The following is a 23,018-nucleotide window of genomic DNA, read 5'->3' as shown; positions in this document are numbered from 1 at the left end:
GTGCCGGTCGATCCCGGACAGCCAGTGTCCCGCCGGACTGCGACCAAGTTTGGGACAACCGAGCCTCAGGCCTCCCGCACCCCAGGCTTCACCCCATCCTCGAACGTGAACTCGACCCCGGCCTTCTCGAGGGCACGGCGGACCGCGATGGCCGTATCGTTCCGGGTCCGGATGGACGAGTTCGGATCTTCCAAGCGATTGATGGTCGAGACCGAGACGTTCGACAATTGGGCAAGATCCTCCTTCGACAGTCCGGCAAAGGCGCGCGCTGCGCGAATCTGGCCCGGGGTCGGCAGCTCGTCACCCGGCGGAGGGGAGGCGGACGTGCCCCGGGGCGCGGAACTGCGGGCGGTACCTTCGGACGAGCCGTAGCGGTTGCGCCCGGGTACGTTGAGGCAGACGCCGACCCATTCCCGGACCGACCCGTCCTTGTTGAGCACCGGTGCGCCGCGGGCATTGAACCATCGATAGATGCCATCGGCGCAGAGCACGCGGTAATCGGTGTTGTAAGGAGCGGTATGCTCGACGGCCGTCACCCAGGCCGCCTGGGTGCGGGGGCGGTCGTCGGGATGCACCGCGTCGAGCCAACCGAAGCCCTGCATCTGGCTATGGCTCTGCCCCGTCAGCGCCATCCACTGAGGCATCTCGCTCGGCTCGCCGTTGGCCTTGTTGATCCAGAACACCGTGGCGGTGGCGGCGATCAGCGCGTTGAGCCGGTCATGCCGCTGCATCAGCGCGTTCATGGTGTCGTGCTGCGCGGTCACATCGAACACCACGCCCATGCCGTGGCTCGGTGCGCCGTCCGGACCCAGAATGGCCTCGGCATGGTGGAGGATCCAGCGCTGGGTCCGGTCGGGCCGGATGATCCGGAACTCGCGACTGACCGGCTGGCCCGAGCGCAGCACCGCGATCTGGTCCCCATGCGTCGCCTGGTCTTCGGGATGGATCATGTCGAGACCGAAGCCGAAGGTCATCTCTGCGGCCGGATCGAGCCCCAGGATGCGGTAGAGTCCGAGAGAGAGATCCATCCGGTCGGCCCGAAGATCGGCGGACCAGAAACCCACCTTGCCCGTGTCCTCGATGAGCTTGAGGAAATGCCGCGACGAGAACGCCCGGGGCGCAGAGGCTATCCCGCCGGAATTGCCGGGCCGCATGAGTGAACGTGTCGGCATCGCTGGTCCTCGGATCGCCCACTCGCACCCGATCGGGGCATGAAATAGTTCAAGTCATGAATTTGGTGCTCGGACTCTTAAGAGAAACGAATTGGCCCACGCTGAAGTTGTAAATTCGCTGACGATGTCAGGGAAGTGCCTTTGCCGGATCCAGAAAGGCCGACATGGCGTAGAAAGTCCGTTGGCACGCGCACCGATCGCAAATCCGGTCGGGGCTTTGGGTGCGGAACCAGGAGCGTTTTAAGAATTCACTGGGCGGCTCCCACCGGTCCATCCCATTATGAAATAGAACCTTCCTGATTCTGGCGATCGATCGAAGCCGCCATGACGATGAAACGATAGATGCCATGACACTTGCACGATGCAGGCGGAATTCGCAGATCGGATCGAGGCTTCGTCAGCAGGGGTCGTCACCCTTCGTCGCATGATGGCGGCTCGTCCATCGAATGAAAGAAATGCTCGATGGTCTTCGGTAGCCATGGGCGGATTTCCAAGCTCAACGCGCTCGACGATTCTCAGGCGCTCATCGCGTTCGACCTCGACGGCAAGGTCGTCACCGCCAACAAGACCTTCCTGGACGCGCTGGGCTATCGTCTGGCCGAAATCCGGGGTCGCCATCATTCCATGTCCGTCGGTCCGGCCGAGCGGGAGGGCGACGATGATCGTCTTTTCTGGGAAGCCCTGGCCGCGGCGAGTTCCAGGCGGCCGCGTACAAGCGTATCGGCCATGGGGGCGGGAGGTCTGGATTGAGGCCAGCTACAATCCCCTGATCGGACCTAGGGGCAAGCTCAGCGGTGCGAGTCGGTGAGGCCGGTCGGGGGTTCGCCGTCATACCCGCCGAGGTGAAGAGCCTCGCGGCCCAGACCGCAAAGGCCACCGAAAGTATCGCTCGTCAGATCGCCGAGACGCAGTCGGCCGCGCACGTGGCCGCGACCGCCATTGCGGGCATCGGCGGAACCATCGGTGAGATCAATGCACTCTCGGCCGCGATCTCGACGGCCATTGAGCAGCAGGCGGCGGTCGCCGGGAAGATGTCCGCGAACATGCTGGCGATGATCAGCGCAGTCACCGAGATGAGCCTGAGTGTCGGGTTGACCGCCGCGTCGACTTGGGAGGTCGATGCGTCGATCCGCCTGGTTCGCGAGGCCTCGCGGAACATAACGGCGTGAGCGCCGCGCCGGACGGTTCCTGACGAGGAGCACGCCTGCCGTAACCACCGCGGACGCCGTGGTCCGCCTCCAACGTGACCCTGGCGAAGTGGCGATATCGGGAACACGGCTGACGGACGCTGAAGCGGGGTTAGACGGCCTCAGGGTCGCGATCATCCGTGCGCGCTGCAACAAATACACAAACGTTTTTGTGTCCCGCGGAAAGCATGAAATTCGTTCTTTCTGCGGAATATTGCTTCTAAAACCATTCAAATCTGGCAAATCATTGAACCGAGCGATGTAATCCCAGGAGACACGATGGGTGGAACCCTGCAGGCCCCGGCCTCGGTCGAGGATCCGAACGAGCTTGCACATGAGCGGTACAGCGCGCTTGTCCGCGCGGTCGCCACCGTCATCTGGACCGCGACCGCCGACGGGGGGACAAGGGTCGGATCGGACTGGACTGGACTGACCGGCCAGACATCGCGCGAGATGGCCGGCTACGGCTGGCTCGACGCCATCCATCCGGACGACCGGCAGCGAACTCGGGAGGCCTGGCGAACGGCGGTCCTGCATCAGGGCATCTACGACACCGATTACCGCATCCGGTGCGCGGACGGCGTCCACCGCTGGTTCAACGCACGCGGCGCCCCCGTCCTCGCCCGAGACGGCACGATCCGCGAGTGGGTGGGGGTGTGCTTGCCGATTACGGGCAGCAAGCGGTTCGAGGTTGACCGGGTCTCGGCGGAGGCCGGGCCTGGACGCCTGACGACGGAACAGGTGCGGGGCGCGCGGGCGATGCTCGGCTGGACCATCGAGCGCCTGGCGGAAGAGGCGGACCTGTCGCCGTCCACGGTTGCGCGCATCGAGGACGCGGCCCGCATCGACAGCGTGCGTCCATCAAAGGTCGATGCGGTCCGTCGGGCCTTCGAACGGAACGGCGTCATCTTCACCTGGACCACGGGGACACGCGGCGGCCTGTCCCTTCGCGCCGGATAGGCTCGACGACCCGATTTCCACAACGGCCAGCAAGGACCATCGTCCATTGATCGACATGGAAACGACGGAGGCGGTCAACGCGCCAACCGTGAGCGAGTCCACCTTCGTCAGCCGGAGCGGAACGGCGCTGGCTCTGCTGCTTCCCGCCGCCGGACCGCATCGTCACCCGAGGCTCTCGATCCCGGTCGGGATTGCCGCCTTCCTCGCCGCTCTCCTCGTGCGAAGCGTCATACACCCCCATCTCCCGCCGGGCTTTCCCTTCATCACGTTCTTCCCGGCCGTCATCCTCTCGGCCTACCTGTGTGGGGCCTATGCGGGCATCGTCTGCGCAACGCTGTCCGGGCTTGCAGCTTGGTACTGCTTCATGCCGGGCCAGTACGCGTTCGCACTGAACGGCTCCGTCATCACCGCCATGGCGCTCTATACCTTCGTTGTCGGCATCGACATCCTGTTGATCCACTTCATGCAGAGCGCGGTGGCAGACCTGATCAAGGCCGAAGTCGCCGGCCGGTCCCTCCTCGACCAGCGGCGGCGCCTCGTTTCCGAACTGCGGCGGGAGACCGAGCGCCGTCTGCTGCACGAGCGGATGGCCGACCAGTCCCTTCTGCTCGACCTCGCGCTGAAGGCCGCCGATGCCGGGACTTGGCACTACAGCGTGACCAGCGGGCGAGCCCTGTTGTCCGCCGAGATGGCACGCCAGCACGGCTTCGGCGACGACGAGATCGAGATCGACGTGAGACGGGACTGGCGGCCTCTCATCCACGCGGACGATGCGGACCGTACCCTGACCGACCTCGACCTCGCCATTGAAGCGCGCGGGACATTCGTGTCCGACTTCCGCATCCTCCGGCCCACGGGCGACACGCGCTGGCTGAGTTGTATCGGACGGGTCGTGGTCGGCGAGGGGGGCGATCCGGAATGGGTCGTCGGTCTGACCCTCGACGTCACAGCCCGGAAACTGGCTGAGCGTCGCAGCGAACATCTCGCGCGGCATGATCCGCTCACCGGCCTCGCCAACCGCATGCAGTTCCAGGAACGATTCCTCCAGGAGCTGGCGTTGGTCCGGCGCGGCGGGCCGCCATTCGCCCTGCTGTGCCTCGACCTCGACCGGTTCAAAGCGGTCAACGACACCCTCGGACACGCCGCGGGCGACACCCTGCTGACGATGGTGGCGGATCGGCTGCGCTCCGTCGTCCGGATCGAGGATACCGTGGCGCGGCTGGGCGGCGACGAGTTCGTCATCATTCAGACCGGGGCGGCCTGCACTGACGACATCGATACCCTCGCCGGCCGGATCGCCCAGGCCATCGAGGTGCCCATGGTCATCGAGGGGCACCCCGTCGATGTCGGGGTCAGCATCGGCATCGCGCTGGTCCCCCTGGACGGCGAGGACCCCGACACGGTCTATCGGATGGCGGACCGTGCTCTCTACCGCGCCAAGACGGACGGCGGAGGCACCCATCGTCGAGCAACGTAGGCGTTCCCCTCAGACGACCGGGTGAACCAGCGCGGCGATCCTGCCGATCACGTCCTCGATACCTGACGAACACGCGGGCCTGTCGCGCCACGACGACGCGGCGGGTTTGCGGAGGCCAGTCCCAGGCCTTAAGTCGGGGTTACGCGCCGGCGTCTTGCGGGCGAATCCCGTGGATTGTCATGGCCGTCGTCCTCGATCTTCTGCGCAATGACCAGCGCCCGCGCCACCCCGAGAAGGCGCATCGCCCGGACAAGCCGATCCAGCGCAAGCCCGATTGGATTCGCGTCAAGGCGCCCGGCTCGAAGGGCTGGGAGGACACGCGCAAGATCGTGCACGAGCACGGTCTGGTCACGGTCTGCGAAGAGGCGGGCTGCCCCAATATCGGTGAGTGCTGGGAGAAGAAGCACGCCACCTTCATGATCATGGGCGACACCTGCACGCGGGCCTGCGCCTTCTGCAACGTCCGCACCGGCCTGCCCGAAGGCCTCGACGCGAGCGAGCCCGACAAGGTCGCGGATTCGGTGGCAAAGCTCGGCCTGCACCACGTGGTGATCACCTCGGTGGATCGCGACGACCTGACGGATGGCGGGGCCGAGCATTTCGCCCGTACCATCCGGGCGATCCGGGCGCGCAGCCCGGCCACCACCATCGAGGTGCTGACCCCGGACTTCCTGCGCAAACCCGGCGCCCTCGAAATCGTGGTCGCCGCCCGCCCCGACGTCTTCAACCACAACATGGAGACGGTGCCGGGCAATTACCTCACGGTCCGCCCCGGCGCGCGCTACTTCCACTCGGTGCGCCTGCTTCAACGCGTGAAGGAACTCGACCCGACCATCTTCACCAAGTCCGGCATCATGGTCGGTCTCGGCGAGGAGCGGAACGAGGTGGTCCAGCTCATGGACGACCTGCGCTCGGCGGATGTCGACTTCCTGACCATCGGCCAGTACCTCCAGCCGACCAAGAAACACCACGCGGTGGTGCGCTTCATGCCCCCGGACGAGTTCAAGGGCCTGGAGACCACCGCCTACACCAAGGGCTTCCTGCTCGTTTCCGCAACGCCCCTGACCCGCTCCTCCCATCACGCCGGTGAGGATTTCGCAAAGCTGAAAGCGGCCCGTCTCGCCCGCATCGCCAACGCCTGAGTCTCGATGCCCTCATTTCGGATCAACCGCGCGGTGCGGCACTCGCCGCGCCAGATGTATGACCTCGTGGCCGACGTGGAACGCTACCCGGAATTTCTGCCGCTCTGCGAATCGCTGCGTGTGCTGCGGCGCCAGCCGGGGCCGGACGGCACGGAGGTGCTCGTGGCTGAGATGGGCGTCGGATACAAGGCCATCCGCGAGCGCTTCACCACGCGCGTCACCCTTGACCCCGACAACTTGCGCATCGTCGCCGAATACATCGACGGTCCGTTCCGCCACCTGGAGAACCGCTGGGCCTTCAAGCCCGGCGAAGGCGATACCTGCACCGTCGATTTCTTCATCACCTACGAGTTCAAGAGCCGGACTCTTGGGCTGCTCATGGGCACGATGTTCGACCGCGCCTTCCGCAAGTTCACGGACGCCTTCGAGGCACGCGCCAACCGGGTCTACGGCGCGGTCTGAGCTGCACCGTCGATCCATCCGGCCGTCACGCCTCGACCATCCCGCCGGTCTGCCGTTCGAACAGGGCGCGATACCGGCCCTCCGGTCGGCCGAGCAGGTCCGCTTGGGTTCCGTCCTCGACGATGCAACCGCGATCGAACACCAGGATTCGATCGAGCGACCGCACGGTGGAGAGCCGGTGCGCGATGACGATGGCGGTGCGGCCGCGCATCAGGCGTTCCATCGCCTCTTGAATCAGTGCTTCCGATTCCGAGTCGAGGCTGGAGGTCGCCTCGTCGAGGATCAGGATCGGTGCATCGGCCAGGAAGGCACGGGCCAGGGCCACGCGCTGGCGCTCGCCGCCCGAGAGCTTGACGCCGCGCTCGCCCACCAGCGTGCCGTAACCCTTGGGCAGTCGGGCGATGAAGTCGTGCGCGTTAGCGAGCCGCGCCGCGCGGGCGATGTCCTCCGCCGAGGCGCCGGGACGCCCGTAAGCGATATTCTCGGCCAGTGACCGGTGGAACAGGACCGGCTCCTGCGGCACGATGGCGATGTGCGCCCGCAGGGAGGCCTGCGTGACCCCGGCGACGTCCTGCCCGTCGATGCGAACATGGCCAGACGTGACGTCGTAGAGGCGCTGCACCAGCTTGACGAAGGTAGTCTTGCCGGAGCCCGACCGGCCGACGAGCCCGACCCTCTGCCCCGCCGGGATCTGCACGGACAGGTCGCGGCAGAGCGGCGTCACGTGCCCGTCGTAGTGGAAGGTGACGCGGTCGAAACCGATCGTGCCGCCCTGCACGGTGAGAGGCGTGGCGTCCGGCCGATCGGCGACCCCGTAGGGCTCCGCGTCGAGGGCGACCAACTCCTCCATCTCGTTCACGCCGCGCTGCACCCGATTGATGTGATCGCCGATGTCGCGCAGGTAGCCGTGCACCACGAAATAGGTGGTCAGCACGTAGGCCACGTCGCCGGGCGTCGCATCTCCCGTCCACCACAGCCAGAGCGCGGTACCGACGATGGCGGTGCGGAGCAGGAGGAGCAGCGCGAACTGCGCCGTGATGCTCCAGGTGATGCGCATCCAGGTCCGGTGGGTGCGGCGGTTCCACTTGGCCAGGAGGCGGCCGAGGCGCGCATCCTCGCGGGCCTCGGCCCCGAAGGCCTTCACCACCGCGTTGGCCCCGATCGCATCGCTGAGCGCGCCGCCGAGGCGCGAATCCCAGACGTTGGAGAGCTGCGCCGCCGGAGCGATGACCAGGGTGGCGAGCGTGACAACGATGCCGAGATAGACCAGGGACCCGAGCCCGATCACCAGCCCCATGAGCGGCCATTGCACGCCGAGCAAGACCATGGTGCCCAAGAGCACCACGAAGGCCGGCAGCAATTCCAGCAGCAGCGTGTTGTTGAGGCCGTCGAGCGCCCACATCCCGCGGGAGACCTTGCGCACGGTCGAGCCCGCGAAGCTGTTGGCGTGCCAGTCGGTCGACAGGCGCTGGACCCGCTGGAAGCCGGCCTGCGCCACCGCCTGCATGGTGGACAGGCTCAACGGCACCACGAAGGTCCAGGCCACGTGGCGCAAGCCCAGGGTGAGGAGGCCGAGCCCGCCCATCGCCGCGAAGGCGACAAGGGCATCCAAGCGCCCCGCATCGCGATCGGCGGCCGAGAGGGCATCCACCAGCCGGCCGGCGAAGAGCGGCAGGAAGACGTCCGCGAGGGTCGACCCGACCATGGCCGCGACGAGCCCGAGCAGAAGTCCGGGCCGAGTGCGCCACTGGCGAACGAGAAAGGTTAGGACGGCGCGATAGGCTTGCGCGCCCTGAAGGCGGTCGAGGATCATGGAACGCGATCGCGGCGCGGGATGCGCGCCGGCTCCGTGAACGGCAATCGGCCCCGGACGGGCCGGCCGAAAGGATGGACGAACGGGAAGGGGGGGGGAGACGGCCGCGACGCGCTCGGGCGCGTGGGCTCCGTCAGGCCGGCAGGCGCGAGAGGCGCGGGCGGACCGGGGCGGCGATCAAACCTGAAGTCATGCAGCCTCCGCAAGGGCTCGAGAGCGAACCCGGCGCGGATCGATGCGCCGTGATACGCAGGCTGACGCCCAAGCGTGTCAGTTTCAAGACGCCGGGGCGAGACCGGGAGCGAGAATCGATTCGAGGAGACCGAGCGCATCGCCCACCGCCAGCCGGCGGATCTCGGTGCGGCCGAGATCGCCGTAGCGGCGCTCGAGGTGGCGCACGGTCGCGCCCGTCACGGCCAGGCCGAAATGCACGAGGCCCACCGGCTTGTCGGCGCTGCCGCCGCCCGGGCCGGCGATTCCGGTGATCGCCACCGCGACGGTGGCCCGGGACCGTGCGAGGGCGCCCTCCGCCATGGCGCGGGCGACCGGCGCGCTGACCGCGCCGTGGGCGGCGATGAGATCGACGGGCACGCCGAGGCTCTCGGCCTTGGCGGCGTTCGAATAGGTGACGAAGCCGCGCTCCACCACGGTGGACGAACCTGTGATTGCGGTGAGCAGGCCGGCGACGAGGCCGCCGGTACAGGATTCAGCCGTGGCGATCGTCAATTCCGCCGCCGCATAGGCGGCGACCAGCGCCTCCGCCCGAGCAAGCAAGGCGGGATCATCGATCACGAGCGGCGCTCGGCCGTCTCGTCGGCCGCGTTCAGTTCGGCGGTCACTTCGGGCAGCCGCACGGTGGCGGCAGCCTGCGCGGCCAGGCCCTCGGCGCGACCGACGAAGCCGAGCTTCTCGGTGGTGGTGGCCTTGATCGAGACCGAACTCAGCGGCACCCCGGCGATCTCGGCGATGCGGGAGCGGATCGCCTCCCGATGGGCGCCGATGCGCGGGGCCTCGGCCAGCACGGTGATGTCGAGATGGTCGATCTTGCCGCCGCGCGCCCGAACCAGCTCGACCGCATGCGCTAAGAAGCGATCGGAGGAGGCGCCGCGCCACTGCTCGTCGCTCGGCGGAAAGTGGGTGCCGATATCGCCATCGGCGATCGCGCCCAGCAGGGCGTCGGTGAGGGCGTGCAGGGCGACGTCGCCGTCCGAATGCGCAAGCACGCCGCGATCGGCCGGGATCTTCACCCCGCCGAGCCAGACGTGGTCGCCGTCGGTGAAGGCGTGGACGTCGAAGCCGGTGCCGAGGCGGGTGACGTAGGTGGTCATGGGCTGGGCCTCGCTTAGGGCGGTGGGGTATTGGCCGGAGAAGCCGCGATCGGCCTCGATCAGGTCGGCCGGCTGGGTGATCTTGCGGTTGCGCGGATCGCCTTCGAAGACGACGACGGAGAGGCCGGCCCATTCGGCGAGGGCCCCGTCATCGGTGAAGGCATGAAGGTCGGCCTCGGCCGCCCGGCGATGGGCGTCGCGCAAGAGGCCGTAGGCGAAGGATTGCGGCGTCTGAACAGCGCGCAAGCCCTCGCGCCGGGGCGTCTCGCGCACCCGTCCGCTGCCATCGCCGAGATCGTCCACGATCTTGATGGTGTCGGTGACGGCGATGCCCGGCACAGCGGCACGATGATCGCGGCCGGCCACCAGGGCCCGCTCGATGAGTGCCACGTCCACATGCGGGCGAGCCGCGTCGTGGACCAGGACGAGGTCGGGCGCCTGCGATCCGTCCAGCGCTTCCAAGCCGGCGCGAACCGATTGCTGGCGGGTGGCGCCGCCGGGAACCGGCGCGGCAACTTTATCGCGGGTCGCGGCGTCGAGGTCGGCGAGGCAGGCGCGGTAGAATTCGGCCGCATCCGGCGCGATCACCGGCTGGATGCGGACGATGCCCGGATGGGCCGCCAGAGCCGTCAGGGTCCGGGTCAAGACGGCCTGACCGCCGACGCTGCGGTACTGCTTCGGGGTATCGCCGCCGATGCGGATGCCGCGACCGGCCGCGACGACCACCGCGGCCGCATTCCATGCGATGCCGGACATGCGTATGCTCCCGCGCTTCGGGGGGTGAGGAACCGCGCACCTGCCGATCGCCACGCCCACGGGGCACCGCGCGTCTGCGATGCGTAGGCCTGGAAACCCGCCGATGGGGAGACCTGTCGTTTAAGCGCGGGAGAAGCTGAAATCAAATCCACCGAATCGCTTGCGCGCCGGGCGGATTTGTCTATTTGTTGAGCACAATGGCCACTGATGATTATTTAAGCTTCCTTCGCCCGGCGGAGGGTGAGCGCAGCATCGCAATCGATAAGGGTGAACGCCCGATACCGGTGCTGCTGGCGCCGCTTTCGGGTGTCACCGACCTGCACGTCCGGCGCATCGCCCGCCGGCTCGGCGCCAGCGCGGTGGTCTCCGAGATGGTGGCGGCCGCCGAACTGGCGCGCGGCGATCAGGAGGCCCAGTTGAGGGCCGAGGGCAGCGGCGTCGATCCGCACATTGTCCAGCTCGCCGGCTGCGCGCCGGAGCCGATGGCCGAAGCCGCCCGGATCGCCGAGGCGAACGGCGCCGACGTGATCGACATCAACATGGGCTGCCCGGCCAAGGTGGTCACCGGCGTCGCCTCGGGGTCGGCCCTGATGCGCGACATCGAGGGGGCGACCCGCATCCTCGCGGCGGTCCGGGGCGCGGTGCGCATCCCCGTGACGGTGAAAATGCGTCTCGGATGGGACCATGCCAATCTCAATGCGCCCGATCTGGCGCGCCGGGCCGAAGGGCTCGGGCTGAACGCCGTCACGGTGCATGGACGGACCCGGCAGCAATTCTACAAGGACCGGGCCGATTGGCGCGCGATCCGCGCCGTGGTCGAGGCCGTGGCGATTCCGGTGATCGCCAATGGCGACATCTCCACCCTGACCGAGGCGCGCACCTGTCTGGAGCGCTCCGGCGCCGCCGGGCTGATGGTCGGACGGGCAGCGGTAGGCCGGCCGTGGCTCGTCGGCGCTCTGGCGGCTGGCCTCGCCGGGCGCCCGGTGCCAACGCTGTCGAGCGCCGAGAAGGCCGCGCTGGCGATCGAGCATTACCAGGGTCTTCTCGCTCTCTACGGGCTGCGCATGGGCGTGCGCCACGCCCGCAAGCACCTGGCGGCCTACGCGGAGGCGGGTGGAGGGCTCGATGCGCCAGCGCGGATGCGGCTCCTGACCACCACCGACCCCGCGGTGGCGACGCACCTGCTGGCGCGCGCCTTCGAGACGCGGGACGCATGGGCGATGCCGGACACCAGCGAGGAGGCCGCATGAGCGCGGGCAAGCCGATATCCGGCCGGGGCGGCGGCCAGAAGCCCGAGGTCGTGCCGACCAACGAGGCGGTGATCAACGCCCTGCCGCTGCCGGTGCTGACGGTCGGGGCCAACGATCACATCCTGCACGTCAATCATGCGGGCGAGACCTTCTTCGATCATTCGGCCCGGCTGATGCAGCGGCGCCGCCTGTCCGACATCATCCCGTTCGCGTCGCCGATCATCGCCCTGGTGGCTGAGGTGCGTCGCCGCCGGGCCAGCGTCAGCGAGTACGGGGTCGAACTGGTGCAGCCGCGTTCGGGCCTGGAGCGCAGCGTCGACGTCTTCGCCACGCCCCTCGGCGACGACGAGGAGATCGTCGTGCTGATGCTCCAGGAACGCACCATTGCCGACAAGATGAACCGCCAGCTCACCCATCGGGGCGCCGCGCGTTCGATGGTGGCGCTCGGCGCCATGCTGGCGCACGAGATCAAGAATCCGCTCGCCGGCATCCGCGGGGCCGCGCAGCTCCTCGAGCAGTCCGGCAACGAGGACGACCGCCTGCTGACCCGGCTGATCTGCGACGAATCCGACCGGATCGTACGCATCGTCGAGCGGATGGAGCTGTTCGGCGACGAGCGCCCGGTGGAGCGCGGCTCGGTCAACGTGCATGGCGTGCTCGACCAGGTGAAGCGCTCGGCTCAGTCTGGCTTCGCCCGCCATATTCGCTTCGTCGAGACCTACGACCCGTCGCTGCCGCCGGTGCTCGGCAATCGCGATCAACTCATTCAGGTCATCCTCAACCTGGTGAAGAATGCCGCAGAGGCGATCGGGGCCGATGCGGTCGATGGCGAGATCACCCTGTCGACCGCCTTCCGCACCGGCCTGCGCCTGCAGGTTCCAGGCTCGCGCGAGCGCGTGAGCCTGCCGATCGAGGTGGCGGTGCGCGACAACGGCCCCGGCGTCTCGGCGGATTTGCTGCCCGACCTGTTCGATCCCTTCGTCACGACGAAGGCGCAGGGTTCCGGCCTCGGACTTGCATTGGTCGCCAAGATCATCGGCGACCACGGCGGGATCGTTGAATGCGATCCGGTCCCGCGCCGAACCACCTTCCGCCTTCTTCTCCCCATGTCGAGCGCCCGCGACGGGCGCGAATCGTCCGCGGAGCTGTAGAGTCGCGTCATGCCCAACGGACACATCATCGTCGCGGATGACGACGCCGCCATCCGCACCGTCCTCAATCAGGCCCTGTCGCGGGCGGGCTACGAGGTCCGCTCCACCGGCAATTGCGCCACCCTCTGGCGCTGGGTCGCGGAGGGGGCGGGCGACCTCGTCATCACCGACGTGATGATGCCCGACGAGAACGTCTTCGACCTGCTCCCGCGCATCAAGCGCGTGCGCCCCGAGCTGCCGATCATCGTCATGAGCGCGCAGAATACCTTCATGACGGCGATCCGCGCCTCGGAGCGCGGCGCCTACGAGTATCTGCCCAAGCCCTTCGACCTGAAGGAGCTGATCGCGATCGTCGGACGCGCTCTGTCCCGCCCGCGCGGAACCGCGCCGGTCGGGGCCGATCCGGGCAACGAGGACATTCCGCTGGTCGGGCGCTCCCCGGCCATGCAGGAGATCTATCGGGCGCTGGCCCGGCTGATGCCGACGGACCTGACGGTGATGATCACCGGCGAGTCGGGCACCGGCAAGGAGCTGGTCGCACGGGCTTTACACGATTACGGCCGGCGCCGGACCGGCCCCTTCGTGCCCGTGAACATGGCCGCGATCCCGCGCGACCTCATCGAATCCGAGCTGTTCGGCCACGAAAAGGGGGCCTTCACCGGCGCGCTGGCGCGATCGGCCGGACGCTTCGAACAGGCCGAAGGCGGCACGCTGTTCCTGGACGAGATCGGCGACATGCCGATGGAGGCACAGACCCGCCTCCTGCGCGTGCTTCAGCAAGGCGAATACACCACCGTCGGCGGACGCGTCCCGATCAAGACCAACGTCCGCATCATCGCGGCCACCAACAAGGATCTGCGGGTCTCGATCCAGCAGGGCATCTTTCGCGAGGATCTGTTCTTCCGCCTGAACGTGGTGCCGCTGCGCCTGCCGGCCCTGCGTGAGCGCTCCGAGGACGTGCCCGACCTGATCCGCCACTTCTTCATCCTGGTGGAGCGCGAGGGCCTGAGCCGCAAGCAGCTCGATGGCGAGGCGATGGAGCGCCTGAAGCGCTATCGCTGGCCGGGCAACGTGCGCGAACTCGAGAACCTCGTCCGGCGCCTCGCTGCCCTCTACCCGCAGGAGACGATCACCGGCCCGGTGATCGAGGCCGAACTCGATACCCTCCCGCTGGCTCAGAGTCAGACGAATGGCACGGGCACCCCACGCAAGAACAACGGTGAGGCCGAAACTTTGTCGGGCGCCGTGGAGCGGCATTTGGCAGACTATTTCAGCAACTATCGCGACACGCTGCCCCCGCCCGGACTCTACCACCGCATCCTGCGCGAGATCGAAGGGCCGCTGATCGGAGCGGCGCTCGCCGCCACGCGCGGCAACCAGATTCGCGCGGCGGAGCTGCTCGGCGTGAACCGGAACACCCTGCGCAAGAAGGTACGGGACCTCGACCTCCAGGTGTTTCGCAACGCCCGGTGAGCACCAGAGACGCGGCGACGGCGAGTAATGCCTGCCCGTCGCTGTTCCACTTCAGCGAGGATCCGGACATCCGGGTCTTCGTACCGCGCCCGGTGCGGGTCGGCATCGACCGGGGAGCGGAGCGCGCCTGGCTGAACGGGGCTCTGGTCTGGGCGATCGATAGCGCCCACAGTCTGCTCTACCTGTTTCCGCGTGACTGCCCCAGGATCGTGATCTGGCCCACGGCCGAGACGTCGCCGGAGGACCGGGAGACGTGGTTCGGCGACGTCTCGGGCCGCGCGGTCGCCTATGTCGAGGAGGCCTGGGCGGACCGGATCGAGGCCGGCGTCCTCGAACGCTACCAGATGCCATTCGCTACGTTCGAACCCTCCGGCGAGGCCGGCACCTGGGTTTCACGCCAACCGGTCGTGCCGGACGGCCATGACACCCTGCGGGATCTGCCCGGTGCCATGGCGACGGCGGGCCTGGAACTCCGCATCCTGCCTCGCCTCACACCCCTGGCACCGATCTGGCGCTCGAGCCTCCATGCGAGCGGGCTGCGTCTGCGCAATGCGCGGGACTGGGTGACGCCTGAAGGCGGACCGCCGAAACCGATCGGTCCCGACCGTTAGACCGGGCGCTTCGAAAGCACGATTGCGTTTCCGTATCTCGGCAAGCCTGATCGGTAAGCTTCATGCGGCACTTGGCGATCACCCTCGGATTGCTGCAAGGGGAGCACGCTTCTCCAGCCTGCGAAACGGGAACACCCCATGGCCATGGTCGAGACAGTGGCGGACCTCGAGACCATCTACGGTGCCTGGGACGCTGTCTCCGAGGCCTCCACCGCGAAGGTGGCCGACCACATCACGTCGCATTACCGCCGCTTCATCGAGGTCGCGCCCTTCGCGAGTCTCGCCACCGTCGGTCCGGAAGGCCTGGATTGCTCGCCCCGGGGTGACCGGCCTGGATTCGTGCGCGTCGCCGATGCCCGTACGCTCCTCCTGCCGGATCGCCGCGGCAACAATCGGATCGACAGCCTGCGCAACGTCGTGCGGGACCCGCGCGTCGGCCTGATGTTCCTGATCCCCGGCATCGGCAATGCCCTACGGGTGAACGGGCGTGCGGTGATCGAGGACGATCCGGCCCTCCTCGCCACGTTCGCCGTCGAGGACAAGGCACCCCGGACCGTGATGGTGATCACCGTCCACGAGATCTACTTCCAGTGCGCCCGCGCCCTGATCCGCTCCGGCCTATGGCGGCAGGACAGCCACGTGGACCCGACGTCGCTTCCCTCACCGGGGCAGATCCTGGCCGAACGCAGCGAGGGCCGGGTGGGTGGCGAAACCTATGACAGGACCTGGGGCGAACGCGCCCGCCAGACGATGTGGTGAACGCGAGCTCCTGCTCATTCACCCAGCCAAAATCCTGCACCCAGCCAAAATCCTGGCCGATTCCCCGAGGAAGGCGCGGACGGGCTCTCCCATCCGCGCCTGTCCCAGCCTCAATCAAGCCAGCGCGGGCTTGCCGACCAGGGTCGGAGCCTCGACTTCGCCGAGCCAGCGCCGACGCATCGGCTTGAGCACGAAGTAGGCGAGGATCGCGGTCAGCACATCGAGCGTGATGATGATCGCGAAGACCGGCAGCCACGAGCCCTGCACGGCATAGATCCAGGCCGCGATCGGGCCGCCGAAGAGCGAACCGATTCCTTGAGCCATATAGAGGAAACCGTAATTCGTCGTGGCGTGCTTGGTGCCGAAGGTGTCGGTGAGGATCGACGGGAACAGCGAGAAAATCTCGCCCCAGGCGAAGAACACGACACCGGAGAGCAGCGCGAACGCGTAGGCGTTTTCGCGGAAGACCAGCAGCAATGCGATCGCCACCGCTTCCGCCGCGAAGGCGATACCCATGGTGTTTTCGCGACCGATCTTGTCCGAGACCCATCCGAAGAACGGGCGGGTCAGACCGTTGGTGATGCGGTCGAAGGTCAGCGCGAAGGGGAGGGCGACGAATCCGAAGATGATCGCATCGGCCACGCCGAAGTCGCGGGCGAAGGAGGCGAAGTTCGCCACCACCATCAGGCCACCGGTCGACATCATCGTCATCATGACGAACATCAGCCAGAAGAGCGGCGTCCGCAGCATCACCCGCGGGGGCGTATCATGGACGCAGGTCGAGAGATTGACCGCCGGGGACGGCAGCACCTCACCGGCGCGCGGCGCGCGCAGGCCCAGGGCCGCCAGGGCCCCGATCGCCCCGAGCACGATGCCGAACACCGTGAGCGTGTGGCGGTAGCCCGAGGCGGTGAGCATGTCGCTGATCGGGAAGGTGCTCAGCATGGCGCCCATGCCGTAGCCGGCTGCCACGACGCCGACGGCGAAGCCGCGCCGGTCCGGAAACCACTTCACCATCAGGCCGACGATGCCGACATAGACGATGCCGGTGCCGAGGCCGCAGAACAGGCCGTAGGTCGCATAGACGCCCAGCAGGGTATCGACCCGGGCCGCCAGCACCCAGCCGAGGCCGGACAGGGCTGCGCCGAGCGCGATCATCAGCTTGGGGCTGAACCGGTCGATCAGGTAGCCCTGCACCGGCGAGAAGAAGGTCTGCAGCACGATCAGGATCGTGAAGGTCCACTGGATCTGCGGCAGCGTTGCGCCGGTGGTCGCGATCAGCGGTTTGGTGAACAGGGTCCAGACATATTGCGGACTGGAGATCGCCATCATGGCGACGAGGCCGAGGCCGAGCTGGATCCAGCGTTGGCGGGAGAGGTTCGTATCCATTATTCGCTCCTTGCGACGCGAACCGCTTCGCAAGGACGATGCCAGGTTGATGCGTGGTAAGTCTTTGCCACACAACGTGTTCGCGAAGAGGGCCTTTGGTTACAGCCCCTCCGAGCCTCCGTCCGATCGGGGATCGTGAACAGCGGCGATCGACCCGTTGCCCGGATGGCGGATCAGCATGCCAGCATGCCCGAGGGAGTCGATATAGGCGCCGCCGAGTTCCTCGATGTCGTGTCCGAGGCTGCGTAGGGCCGCGATGCAGGCCGGATCGAAGCGGTCCTCGACCTTTACGGACAGCGATTCCGCGCCCCAGGTGCGGCCGTAGAGAAGGCGGGGTGCATCGACCGCTGCGGCCGGGCTCATGCCGTAATCCGCGTAGCGGACGAAGATCTGCGACTGGAATTGCGGCTGTCCGTCGCCACCCATGCTGCCATAGGCCATGACGCGGCCATCATCGAAGCAGGCCAGCGCCGGGATCAGGGTGTGGAACGGCCGGCGGCCGGGCTCCAGCGGGTTCACCGCCTTCGGGTCGAGGGAGAACGAGGTTCCGCGATTCTGCCAATGGATTCCGGTCTTGGGCAGGACGACTCCGGAGCCGTACTCCCAGTAGATCGACTGGATGTACGACACCGCGAGGCCGTCACGGTCGATCGCCCCCATCCAGACCGTATCGCCCTCTCCGGGGTTGCGCAGGGGCACCGACGCGGCGCGGCGCATATCGATCTGGGCCGCTTCGCGGTCGAGGGATTCGGGCGTCAGAAAACTGGCCGGGTCGACGCTCAGGCGATCGTAATCGGTGACGATCCGATCGCGGATGGCGAAGGCCCGCTTCGTTGCCTCGATCAGCCCGTGATAATGCGCGGTGGTCTCCGGCCGGTCGATCCGCAGGCGATCGAAGATGCCGAGAATCAGCAGGGCGGCGATGCCCTGGGTCGGCGGCGGGAAGTTATAGAGCATCGCGTCCCGGCGGCGGATCGAGAGCGGCGTGCGCTCGCGGGGTGCGTAAGCCTCGAGATCGGCCCGGGTGACCGGGGTTCCGAGCGTCTCCAGGTCCGCCGCGATCTCGCGGCCGAGATCGCCGCGGTAGAAATCGTCGAGCCCCGCATGGGCGAGGTGATCCAGCGTCGCGGCCAGGGCCGGCAGCTTGCGGATCGCACCGGCCGCGTAGGGCTTGCCTCCGTCGAGGAACGTCTCGGCGAAGTGAGGCTGGTCGTGCAGCGTATCGAGTTCCTTCGGCACGTAACGCGCTTCCGAGGGCGAGACCGCGACGCCGTCCCGGGCATGACGGATGGCGTCCGCCAGCAGCGTGTTCAGAGGCAGGCGTCCGCCCAGAGCCTTCGACAGGTCGAGGGCGAGGCGCCAACCACCGATGGCACCCGCCACCGTCAGGGCCGCGTCGGGCCCACGCGACGGCAGCACCTCGTAGCCCTGCTCGCGGTAGCGCTGGATCGTGGCTTTGCGGCCGGCGGGACCGCAGGCCTCGATCCCGCGCACCCGGCCGCCGCGCTCGCGCACCAGCCAGAAGCCATCGCCGCCGATGCCGTTCATATGCGGGTAGACCACGGCGATCGCCGCGGCCATGGCGGTCATCGCCTCGATGGCGTTCCCCCCCTGCGCCAGGACGTGCTGCCCCGCCTGGGCCGCGAGACGGTGAGGCGCCGCAACGGCGGCCGTGGCGAAGACGGGCGTGTCTGACATTCTGATCTCTGCGCGATGACGAACGGAAGAATAATGTATTTTTACGCTACGACGAAAGGGTGCGGACCCCGCTTCGGGCTGAGCGTTTGGCCGGCGCGCTGGTGGTTTGCGCAGCGATCCATGCCCCATCCGTATTAATTTCGCCACACTGTTGTGGCGACGCATCAGCCATGCCGTGGCTTCGATCTTCCAGCACTTCGGCCCCCTCTGCAGAGGGGGCGAGCCCTCCCGAGCCGGGGCAGGCCAACGGGTCCGACCGGCTCGAGAGCGCCGTGCGGGTGCCCCCGCGTGGCCCCGGGCTGATCGGCGCCCTGGTGGTGATCACAGCCCTGATTTCGGCCATCGCAACCTTCCTGATCCTGGCGGGGATCATTCAGGTCATCCGGACGCCGACCCTCGGGCTGACGCTGCTCGGCATCAACGTGTTCCTCGTCCTCGGGCTGGTGGTGATCATCGCCTGGGAGGCGCGGGTCTTCCTCTATGCCCGACGTACCAATGCGGCGGTGGCCCGCCTGCACACCCGCATCGTCGGCCTGTTCAGCATCATCGCGATCCTGCCTACGCTTCTGCTGGCGGTGGTGGCGGCGATGACCATCAATCTCGCCCTCTCCCTCGGCTTCACCGACCGCGTCCGGGACGTGGTGCTGAAATCGGTCGAGGTCGCTGACGCTTACCAGGAGAACCAGTGCCAGAGCCTGGCGCGCGAGATCCGCATCCTGACGGACGACCTGACCCGGGCACGCCCGAACTTCGACGTGAACCGGACGTGGTTCGAGAGCTTCCTGACCACGCGGGCCACCGCGCTCGGCCTGCCCGTGGCCGAGATCATGCGCGGCCCGACCGAGGTGGTCGCCCGGGCCAAGATCGACATCCTGAAGGACCGCCGCCTGCCCTCGGCAGCGGCCTTCGAAGACGCGGCGAAGTCCCCCGATCCGATCTGCCTGGTGCCGAACGAGGGCCGGGTCTTCGCCGCACTCCTGCGGATGCCGGCCTATGACGGTGCCGTGCTGCTGGTGCAGCGGGAGGTGAGCCAGCTCGCGGTCGAGTTTCCCGGCGTGTCGCGGGCGGCGGCGGCGGAATACCTGACCTACGACTCGTTGAAGCGCTCGATCCAGCTCACCTTCGCGCTGGTCTTCGTGCTTATCGCGCTGATCGCGCTGCTCTCGGCGGTGTGGTTCGGCCTCAACTTCGCCAATCGCTTCGTCGCGCCGATCCGGCGCCTCATCAACGCGGCCGATCAGGTCGCGTCCGGAAACTTCTACGCCCAGGTGCCGGCCCGGAAGAGCGACGGAGACCTCGCGCACCTGTCCGAGAGCTTCAACAAGATGACCCAGGAGCTGCGCCGACAGCACGACGGGCTCACGGCGGCGAGCGACCTCATCGACCGCCGGCGCCGGTTCACGGAGGCCGTGTTGTCCGGTGTATCGCCGGGCGTGCTCGGCGTCGACGCGGCGGGCCATGTCACCATCGCCAACCCGTCGGTGGAGCGCACGCTGGGGCTGACCGCCGACGAGATCGTCGGCAAGCCTCTGACCCAGGCCGTGCCCGAACTGCAGGCGCTGTTCCCGGAAGGCGGCGAGGCGCGCCTGCGCACCCTGCAGCAGCAGATCCAGCTCACCCGCGACGGGCGCGAGCGCACCGTGACGGTCCGGGTGACCAGCGAGCAGGCCCAGGGCGGTGCGCGCGGCTTCGTGGTGACCCTGGACGACATCACCGACCTCGTCGCGGCCCAGCGGACCTCGGCCTGGGCCGACGTCGCCCGGCGCATCGCCCACGAGATCAAGAATCCGCTGACCCCGATCCAGCTCTCGGCCGAGCGCATCCGGCGCAAGTACGGCAAGGTCATCACCACCGACAAGGATATCTTCGACCAGTGCACGGCGACGATCGTGCGTCAGGTCGACGAGATCAAGCGCATGGTCGACGAGTTCTCGTCCTTCGCGCGGATGCCCAAGCCCGCCATCGCCCGGAACGATCTCAGCGAGATCACCCGGCAGAACCTCTTCATGATGCGGGTGGCCCATCCCGATCTCGATTTCTCCTTCGCGGAGGAGGGCGGTCAGCCGATCCTGGCGGCCTTCGACATCCGGCTCCTGTCGCAGGCCATCACCAACATCCTGAAGAACGCCGTCGAGGCGGTTCAGGCGGTTCCCGAAGCCGATCTCGGCAAGGGCCGGGTCGATGTCCGCCTCGTGCCCGAGGACGGATTCGTGGTCATCGAAGTGACGGACAACGGCAAGGGATTTCCGGCCGAGGGGCGCCAGCGGCTGCTGGAGCCCTATATGACCACCCGCGAGGGTGGCACCGGCCTGGGGCTGGCCATCGTCAGCAAGGTCCTCGAAGAGCATGGCGGCGGGATCGAATTGAACGACAATCCGGAAGGCCGGGGCGGACGGGTGCGGCTGCGCGTGCCGCTCGAAACCTCTGGTGACGCCACCGACCCAACGACGCCGGGGGGCAAACCCTCCGTGCAGGATGAGAAGGGTGCCGCGCGGACGGCCCCCCCAATCGCGGAGATCCATTCATGAGCGCCGATATCCTGATCGTCGACGACGAAGCCGACATCCGCGACCTCGTCGCCGGCATCCTCGACGACGAAGGGCACCGCACCCGGACGGCCGGCGGTTCCGACGAGGCCCTGGCGGCCATCGAATCGCGCCGGCCGCATTTGGTCTTCCTCGACATCTGGCTACAGGGCTCGCGCCTCGACGGCCTTCAAGTGCTGGACCAGATCAAGGCCGGCCATCCGGACCTGCCCGTGGTGATGATCTCGGGCCACGGCAACATCGAGACTGCGGTCGCGGCGATCAAAGCGGGCGCCTACGACTTCATCGAGAAGCCGTTCAAGGCGGACCGGCTGATCCTGGTGGCCGAACGCGCCCTGGAGGCTTCTCGCCTCAAGCGCGAAGTCCGCGACCTGAAGGCTCGCTCGGGGCAGGCAAGCCGCCTCGTCGGCGCCTCCGTGGTCGTCAACCAGTTGCGCCAGACCGTGGAGCGCGTCGCGCCGACCAACGCCCGGGTAATGATCCTCGGCGCGCCGGGCTCCGGCAAGGAACTGTCGGCGCGCACGCTCCACGCCCTGTCGACCCGCGCCAGCGGGCCCTTCGTGGTCATCAACGCGGCCACGATCACGCCGGACACCATGGAGGCCGAGCTGTTCGGCGTCGAGGCCGGCGAAGGACGGGTGCGCCGCGTCGGCGCCCTGGAAGAGGCGCATGGCGGCTCCCTCTACATCGACGAAGTCGCCGACATGCCGCGCGAGACGCAGAACCGCATCCTGCGCGTCCTCGTCGATCAGAACTTCCAGCGGGTGGGCGGCACCGCCCGGGTCCACGTCGACGTGCGTATCATCTCGTCGTCCTCGCGCGACCTCGCCGAGGAGATCGCGGGCGGCCGATTCCGGGAGGACCTGTTCCACCGGCTCTCGGTGGTGCCCATCCGGGTGCCGTCGCTGTCCGAGCGGCGCGAGGATGTGCCGGAGCTGATCTCGTTCTTCATGGAGCAGATTTCGGGGGCCACCGGCCTGCCGCGCCGGCGCATCGCCGAGGATGCGATGGCGGTGCTGCAATCGCACGATTGGCCGGGCAACATCCGGCAACTGCGCAACAACGTCGAGCGCCTGATGATCCTGACCCATACCGATCCGGAGCAGGAGGTCACTTCGGAGATGCTGCCGACCGAGATCGGCGCCCTGGTGCCCACGACACCGAACGGCTCGGGCGGCGAGAAGCTGATGAGCCTCGCCTTACGCGAAGCACGCGAGATCTTCGAGCGGGAGTACCTGGTGGCCCAGATCGCCCGGTTCTCGGGCAACATCTCTCGCACGGCGGAGTTCATCGGGATGGAACGCTCCGCGCTCCACCGGAAACTCAAGTCGCTCGGCATCGGCCCCTGAGAACACGCGCGCGATGCACTTGCATCGGGGGCGGGATACACGTGTAATGTTGCGGGATCGGCATGTGACGTCGGGTGCGCCCGATTCGTGTCGAGACCAACGGATGAGAACCCGCTACTACGGCGGGCGGCGATGCGAACCAAGGATAAGAAAAAATGGCGGGCGAACGCGCTCAGAACCTCCAGGACACGTTCCTGAACCATGTTCGCAAGAACAAGATTCCGCTCACGATCTTCCTCGTCAATGGCGTGAAGCTTCAGGGCGTCGTGACGTGGTTCGACAACTTCTGCGTTCTGCTGCGGCGAGACGGTCACTCACAACTCGTCTACAAGCACGCGATCTCCACCATTATGCCGGGACATCCTGTTCAGCTCTTCGAGCCCGACGAAACGGCCCCCGACAAGGTGTGAGCCCAGCACATTTGATTGGCGCAGCAGTGAAACGTTTGTCGCGCCCTTGTCTGTGGCCGGCGAACGCCCATTGTCCTGAGGACAG

Annotated in this window: 20 protein-coding genes; 14 read left to right on the top strand and 6 right to left on the bottom strand. The window is 67.6% G+C overall.

The window, feature by feature from the left end; translation table 11 throughout:
* Positions 1-65 precede the first annotated feature (65 nt).
* Positions 66-1,172 (bottom strand): PAS domain-containing protein, encoded by a 1,107-nt coding sequence (locus tag ASF60_RS08475; protein WP_156376013.1) that lies wholly within the window; start codon positions 1,170-1,172, stop codon positions 66-68.
* Positions 1,173-1,634: 462 nt separating this feature from the next.
* Between ASF60_RS08475 and ASF60_RS25575 the strand changes: the two genes are divergently transcribed.
* From ASF60_RS25575 to ASF60_RS08445, 6 genes are all read left to right on the top strand, one after another.
* Entirely contained in the window at positions 1,635-1,922 is a 288-nt protein-coding gene (locus ASF60_RS25575; protein ID WP_056183386.1) for a PAS domain S-box protein, read from the top strand.
* Between the two features lie 92 nt (positions 1,923-2,014).
* Complete coding sequence (locus ASF60_RS25570) at positions 2,015-2,341, top strand: hypothetical protein (protein WP_244476854.1); 327 nt, start codon at positions 2,015-2,017, stop codon at positions 2,339-2,341.
* A 297-nt stretch (positions 2,342-2,638) separates the two neighbouring features.
* Entirely contained in the window at positions 2,639-3,319 is a 681-nt protein-coding gene (locus tag ASF60_RS08460; RefSeq protein WP_056183382.1) for a PAS domain-containing protein, read from the top strand.
* A gap of 88 nt (positions 3,320-3,407) precedes the next feature.
* Entirely contained in the window at positions 3,408-4,796 is a 1,389-nt protein-coding gene (locus tag ASF60_RS08455; protein ID WP_162241301.1) for a diguanylate cyclase domain-containing protein, read from the top strand.
* Between the two features lie 179 nt (positions 4,797-4,975).
* The gene (gene lipA, locus ASF60_RS08450) at positions 4,976-5,938 is read left to right on the top strand and encodes a lipoyl synthase (RefSeq protein ID WP_056183377.1); all 963 of its coding nucleotides are present in this window, start codon (positions 4,976-4,978) and stop codon (positions 5,936-5,938) included.
* A gap of 6 nt (positions 5,939-5,944) precedes the next feature.
* Positions 5,945-6,400, top strand: a complete 456-nt coding sequence (locus ASF60_RS08445) for a type II toxin-antitoxin system RatA family toxin (protein WP_056183375.1) — start codon at positions 5,945-5,947, stop codon at positions 6,398-6,400.
* A 25-nt stretch (positions 6,401-6,425) separates the two neighbouring features.
* Here the strand turns inward: ASF60_RS08445 and ASF60_RS08440 are convergent, their stop codons facing one another.
* The 3 genes from ASF60_RS08440 to ASF60_RS08430 all read right to left on the bottom strand — a co-directional run bounded on the left by ASF60_RS08440 (position 6,426) and on the right by ASF60_RS08430 (position 10,297).
* Complete coding sequence (locus ASF60_RS08440) at positions 6,426-8,213, bottom strand: ABC transporter ATP-binding protein (protein ID WP_056183372.1); 1,788 nt, start codon at positions 8,211-8,213, stop codon at positions 6,426-6,428.
* Between the two features lie 276 nt (positions 8,214-8,489).
* Positions 8,490-9,005 carry a CinA family protein gene (locus ASF60_RS08435; RefSeq protein WP_056183369.1) on the bottom strand — a complete coding sequence of 172 codons (516 nt, stop codon included), beginning with the start codon at positions 9,003-9,005 and terminating at the stop codon, positions 8,490-8,492.
* Positions 9,002-10,297 carry a bifunctional 2-C-methyl-D-erythritol 4-phosphate cytidylyltransferase/2-C-methyl-D-erythritol 2,4-cyclodiphosphate synthase gene (locus ASF60_RS08430; RefSeq protein WP_056183367.1) on the bottom strand — a complete coding sequence of 432 codons (1,296 nt, stop codon included), beginning with the start codon at positions 10,295-10,297 and terminating at the stop codon, positions 9,002-9,004. Before ASF60_RS08430 ends, ASF60_RS08435 begins: the two co-directional genes overlap by 4 nt.
* A gap of 197 nt (positions 10,298-10,494) precedes the next feature.
* Between ASF60_RS08430 and dusB the strand changes: the two genes are divergently transcribed.
* From dusB to ASF60_RS08405, 5 genes are all read left to right on the top strand, one after another.
* Positions 10,495-11,547, top strand: coding sequence for a tRNA dihydrouridine synthase DusB (dusB, locus tag ASF60_RS08425; protein WP_056183363.1), 1,053 nt, complete (start codon positions 10,495-10,497; stop codon positions 11,545-11,547).
* Positions 11,544-12,698 carry a two-component system sensor histidine kinase NtrB gene (locus ASF60_RS08420; RefSeq protein ID WP_056183484.1) on the top strand — a complete coding sequence of 385 codons (1,155 nt, stop codon included), beginning with the start codon at positions 11,544-11,546 and terminating at the stop codon, positions 12,696-12,698. Before dusB ends, ASF60_RS08420 begins: the two co-directional genes overlap by 4 nt.
* Positions 12,699-12,707: 9 nt before the next feature.
* A complete protein-coding gene (ntrC, locus tag ASF60_RS08415; protein WP_056183355.1) occupies positions 12,708-14,171 on the top strand; it encodes a nitrogen regulation protein NR(I) in 1,464 nt (487 codons plus the stop codon).
* Positions 14,168-14,782, top strand: coding sequence for a DUF6886 family protein (locus tag ASF60_RS08410; RefSeq protein ID WP_244478373.1), 615 nt, complete (start codon positions 14,168-14,170; stop codon positions 14,780-14,782). The genes ntrC and ASF60_RS08410 overlap by 4 nt, the downstream gene beginning before the upstream one ends.
* Before the next feature lie 138 nt (positions 14,783-14,920).
* Complete coding sequence (locus ASF60_RS08405) at positions 14,921-15,541, top strand: pyridoxamine 5'-phosphate oxidase family protein (RefSeq protein ID WP_056183350.1); 621 nt, start codon at positions 14,921-14,923, stop codon at positions 15,539-15,541.
* Between the two features lie 114 nt (positions 15,542-15,655).
* Here ASF60_RS08405 and oxlT read toward each other — a convergent pair whose 3' ends face one another.
* Together oxlT and ASF60_RS08395 are read right to left on the bottom strand one after the other, a co-directional pair.
* A complete protein-coding gene (oxlT, locus tag ASF60_RS08400; RefSeq protein WP_056183346.1) occupies positions 15,656-16,930 on the bottom strand; it encodes an oxalate/formate MFS antiporter in 1,275 nt (424 codons plus the stop codon).
* A gap of 99 nt (positions 16,931-17,029) precedes the next feature.
* Positions 17,030-18,628, bottom strand: a complete 1,599-nt coding sequence (locus ASF60_RS08395; RefSeq protein WP_056183341.1) for a gamma-glutamyltransferase family protein — start codon at positions 18,626-18,628, stop codon at positions 17,030-17,032.
* 170 nt (positions 18,629-18,798) lie between these two features.
* Here ASF60_RS08395 and ASF60_RS08390 point away from each other — a divergent pair, with 170 nt between their 5' ends.
* The 3 genes from ASF60_RS08390 (at position 18,799) to hfq (ending at position 22,933) form a co-directional block, all read left to right on the top strand.
* The gene (locus ASF60_RS08390; RefSeq protein ID WP_056183338.1) at positions 18,799-21,156 is read left to right on the top strand and encodes a sensor histidine kinase NtrY-like; all 2,358 of its coding nucleotides are present in this window, start codon (positions 18,799-18,801) and stop codon (positions 21,154-21,156) included.
* Positions 21,153-22,523 (top strand): nitrogen assimilation response regulator NtrX, encoded by a 1,371-nt coding sequence (gene ntrX, locus ASF60_RS08385; RefSeq protein WP_056183336.1) that lies wholly within the window; start codon positions 21,153-21,155, stop codon positions 22,521-22,523. Before ASF60_RS08390 ends, ntrX begins: the two co-directional genes overlap by 4 nt.
* Positions 22,524-22,678: 155 nt before the next feature.
* A complete protein-coding gene (hfq, locus tag ASF60_RS08380) occupies positions 22,679-22,933 on the top strand; it encodes an RNA chaperone Hfq (RefSeq protein WP_056183333.1) in 255 nt (84 codons plus the stop codon).
* Positions 22,934-23,018 lie beyond the last annotated feature (85 nt).

This window comes from Methylobacterium sp. Leaf113, assembly GCF_001423325.1.
In the GTDB taxonomy this organism is placed as follows: domain Bacteria; phylum Pseudomonadota; class Alphaproteobacteria; order Rhizobiales; family Beijerinckiaceae; genus Methylobacterium.
Note: the sequence above shows the minus strand (reverse complement) of the source record. Positions and strands in the feature narration are given on the sequence as shown.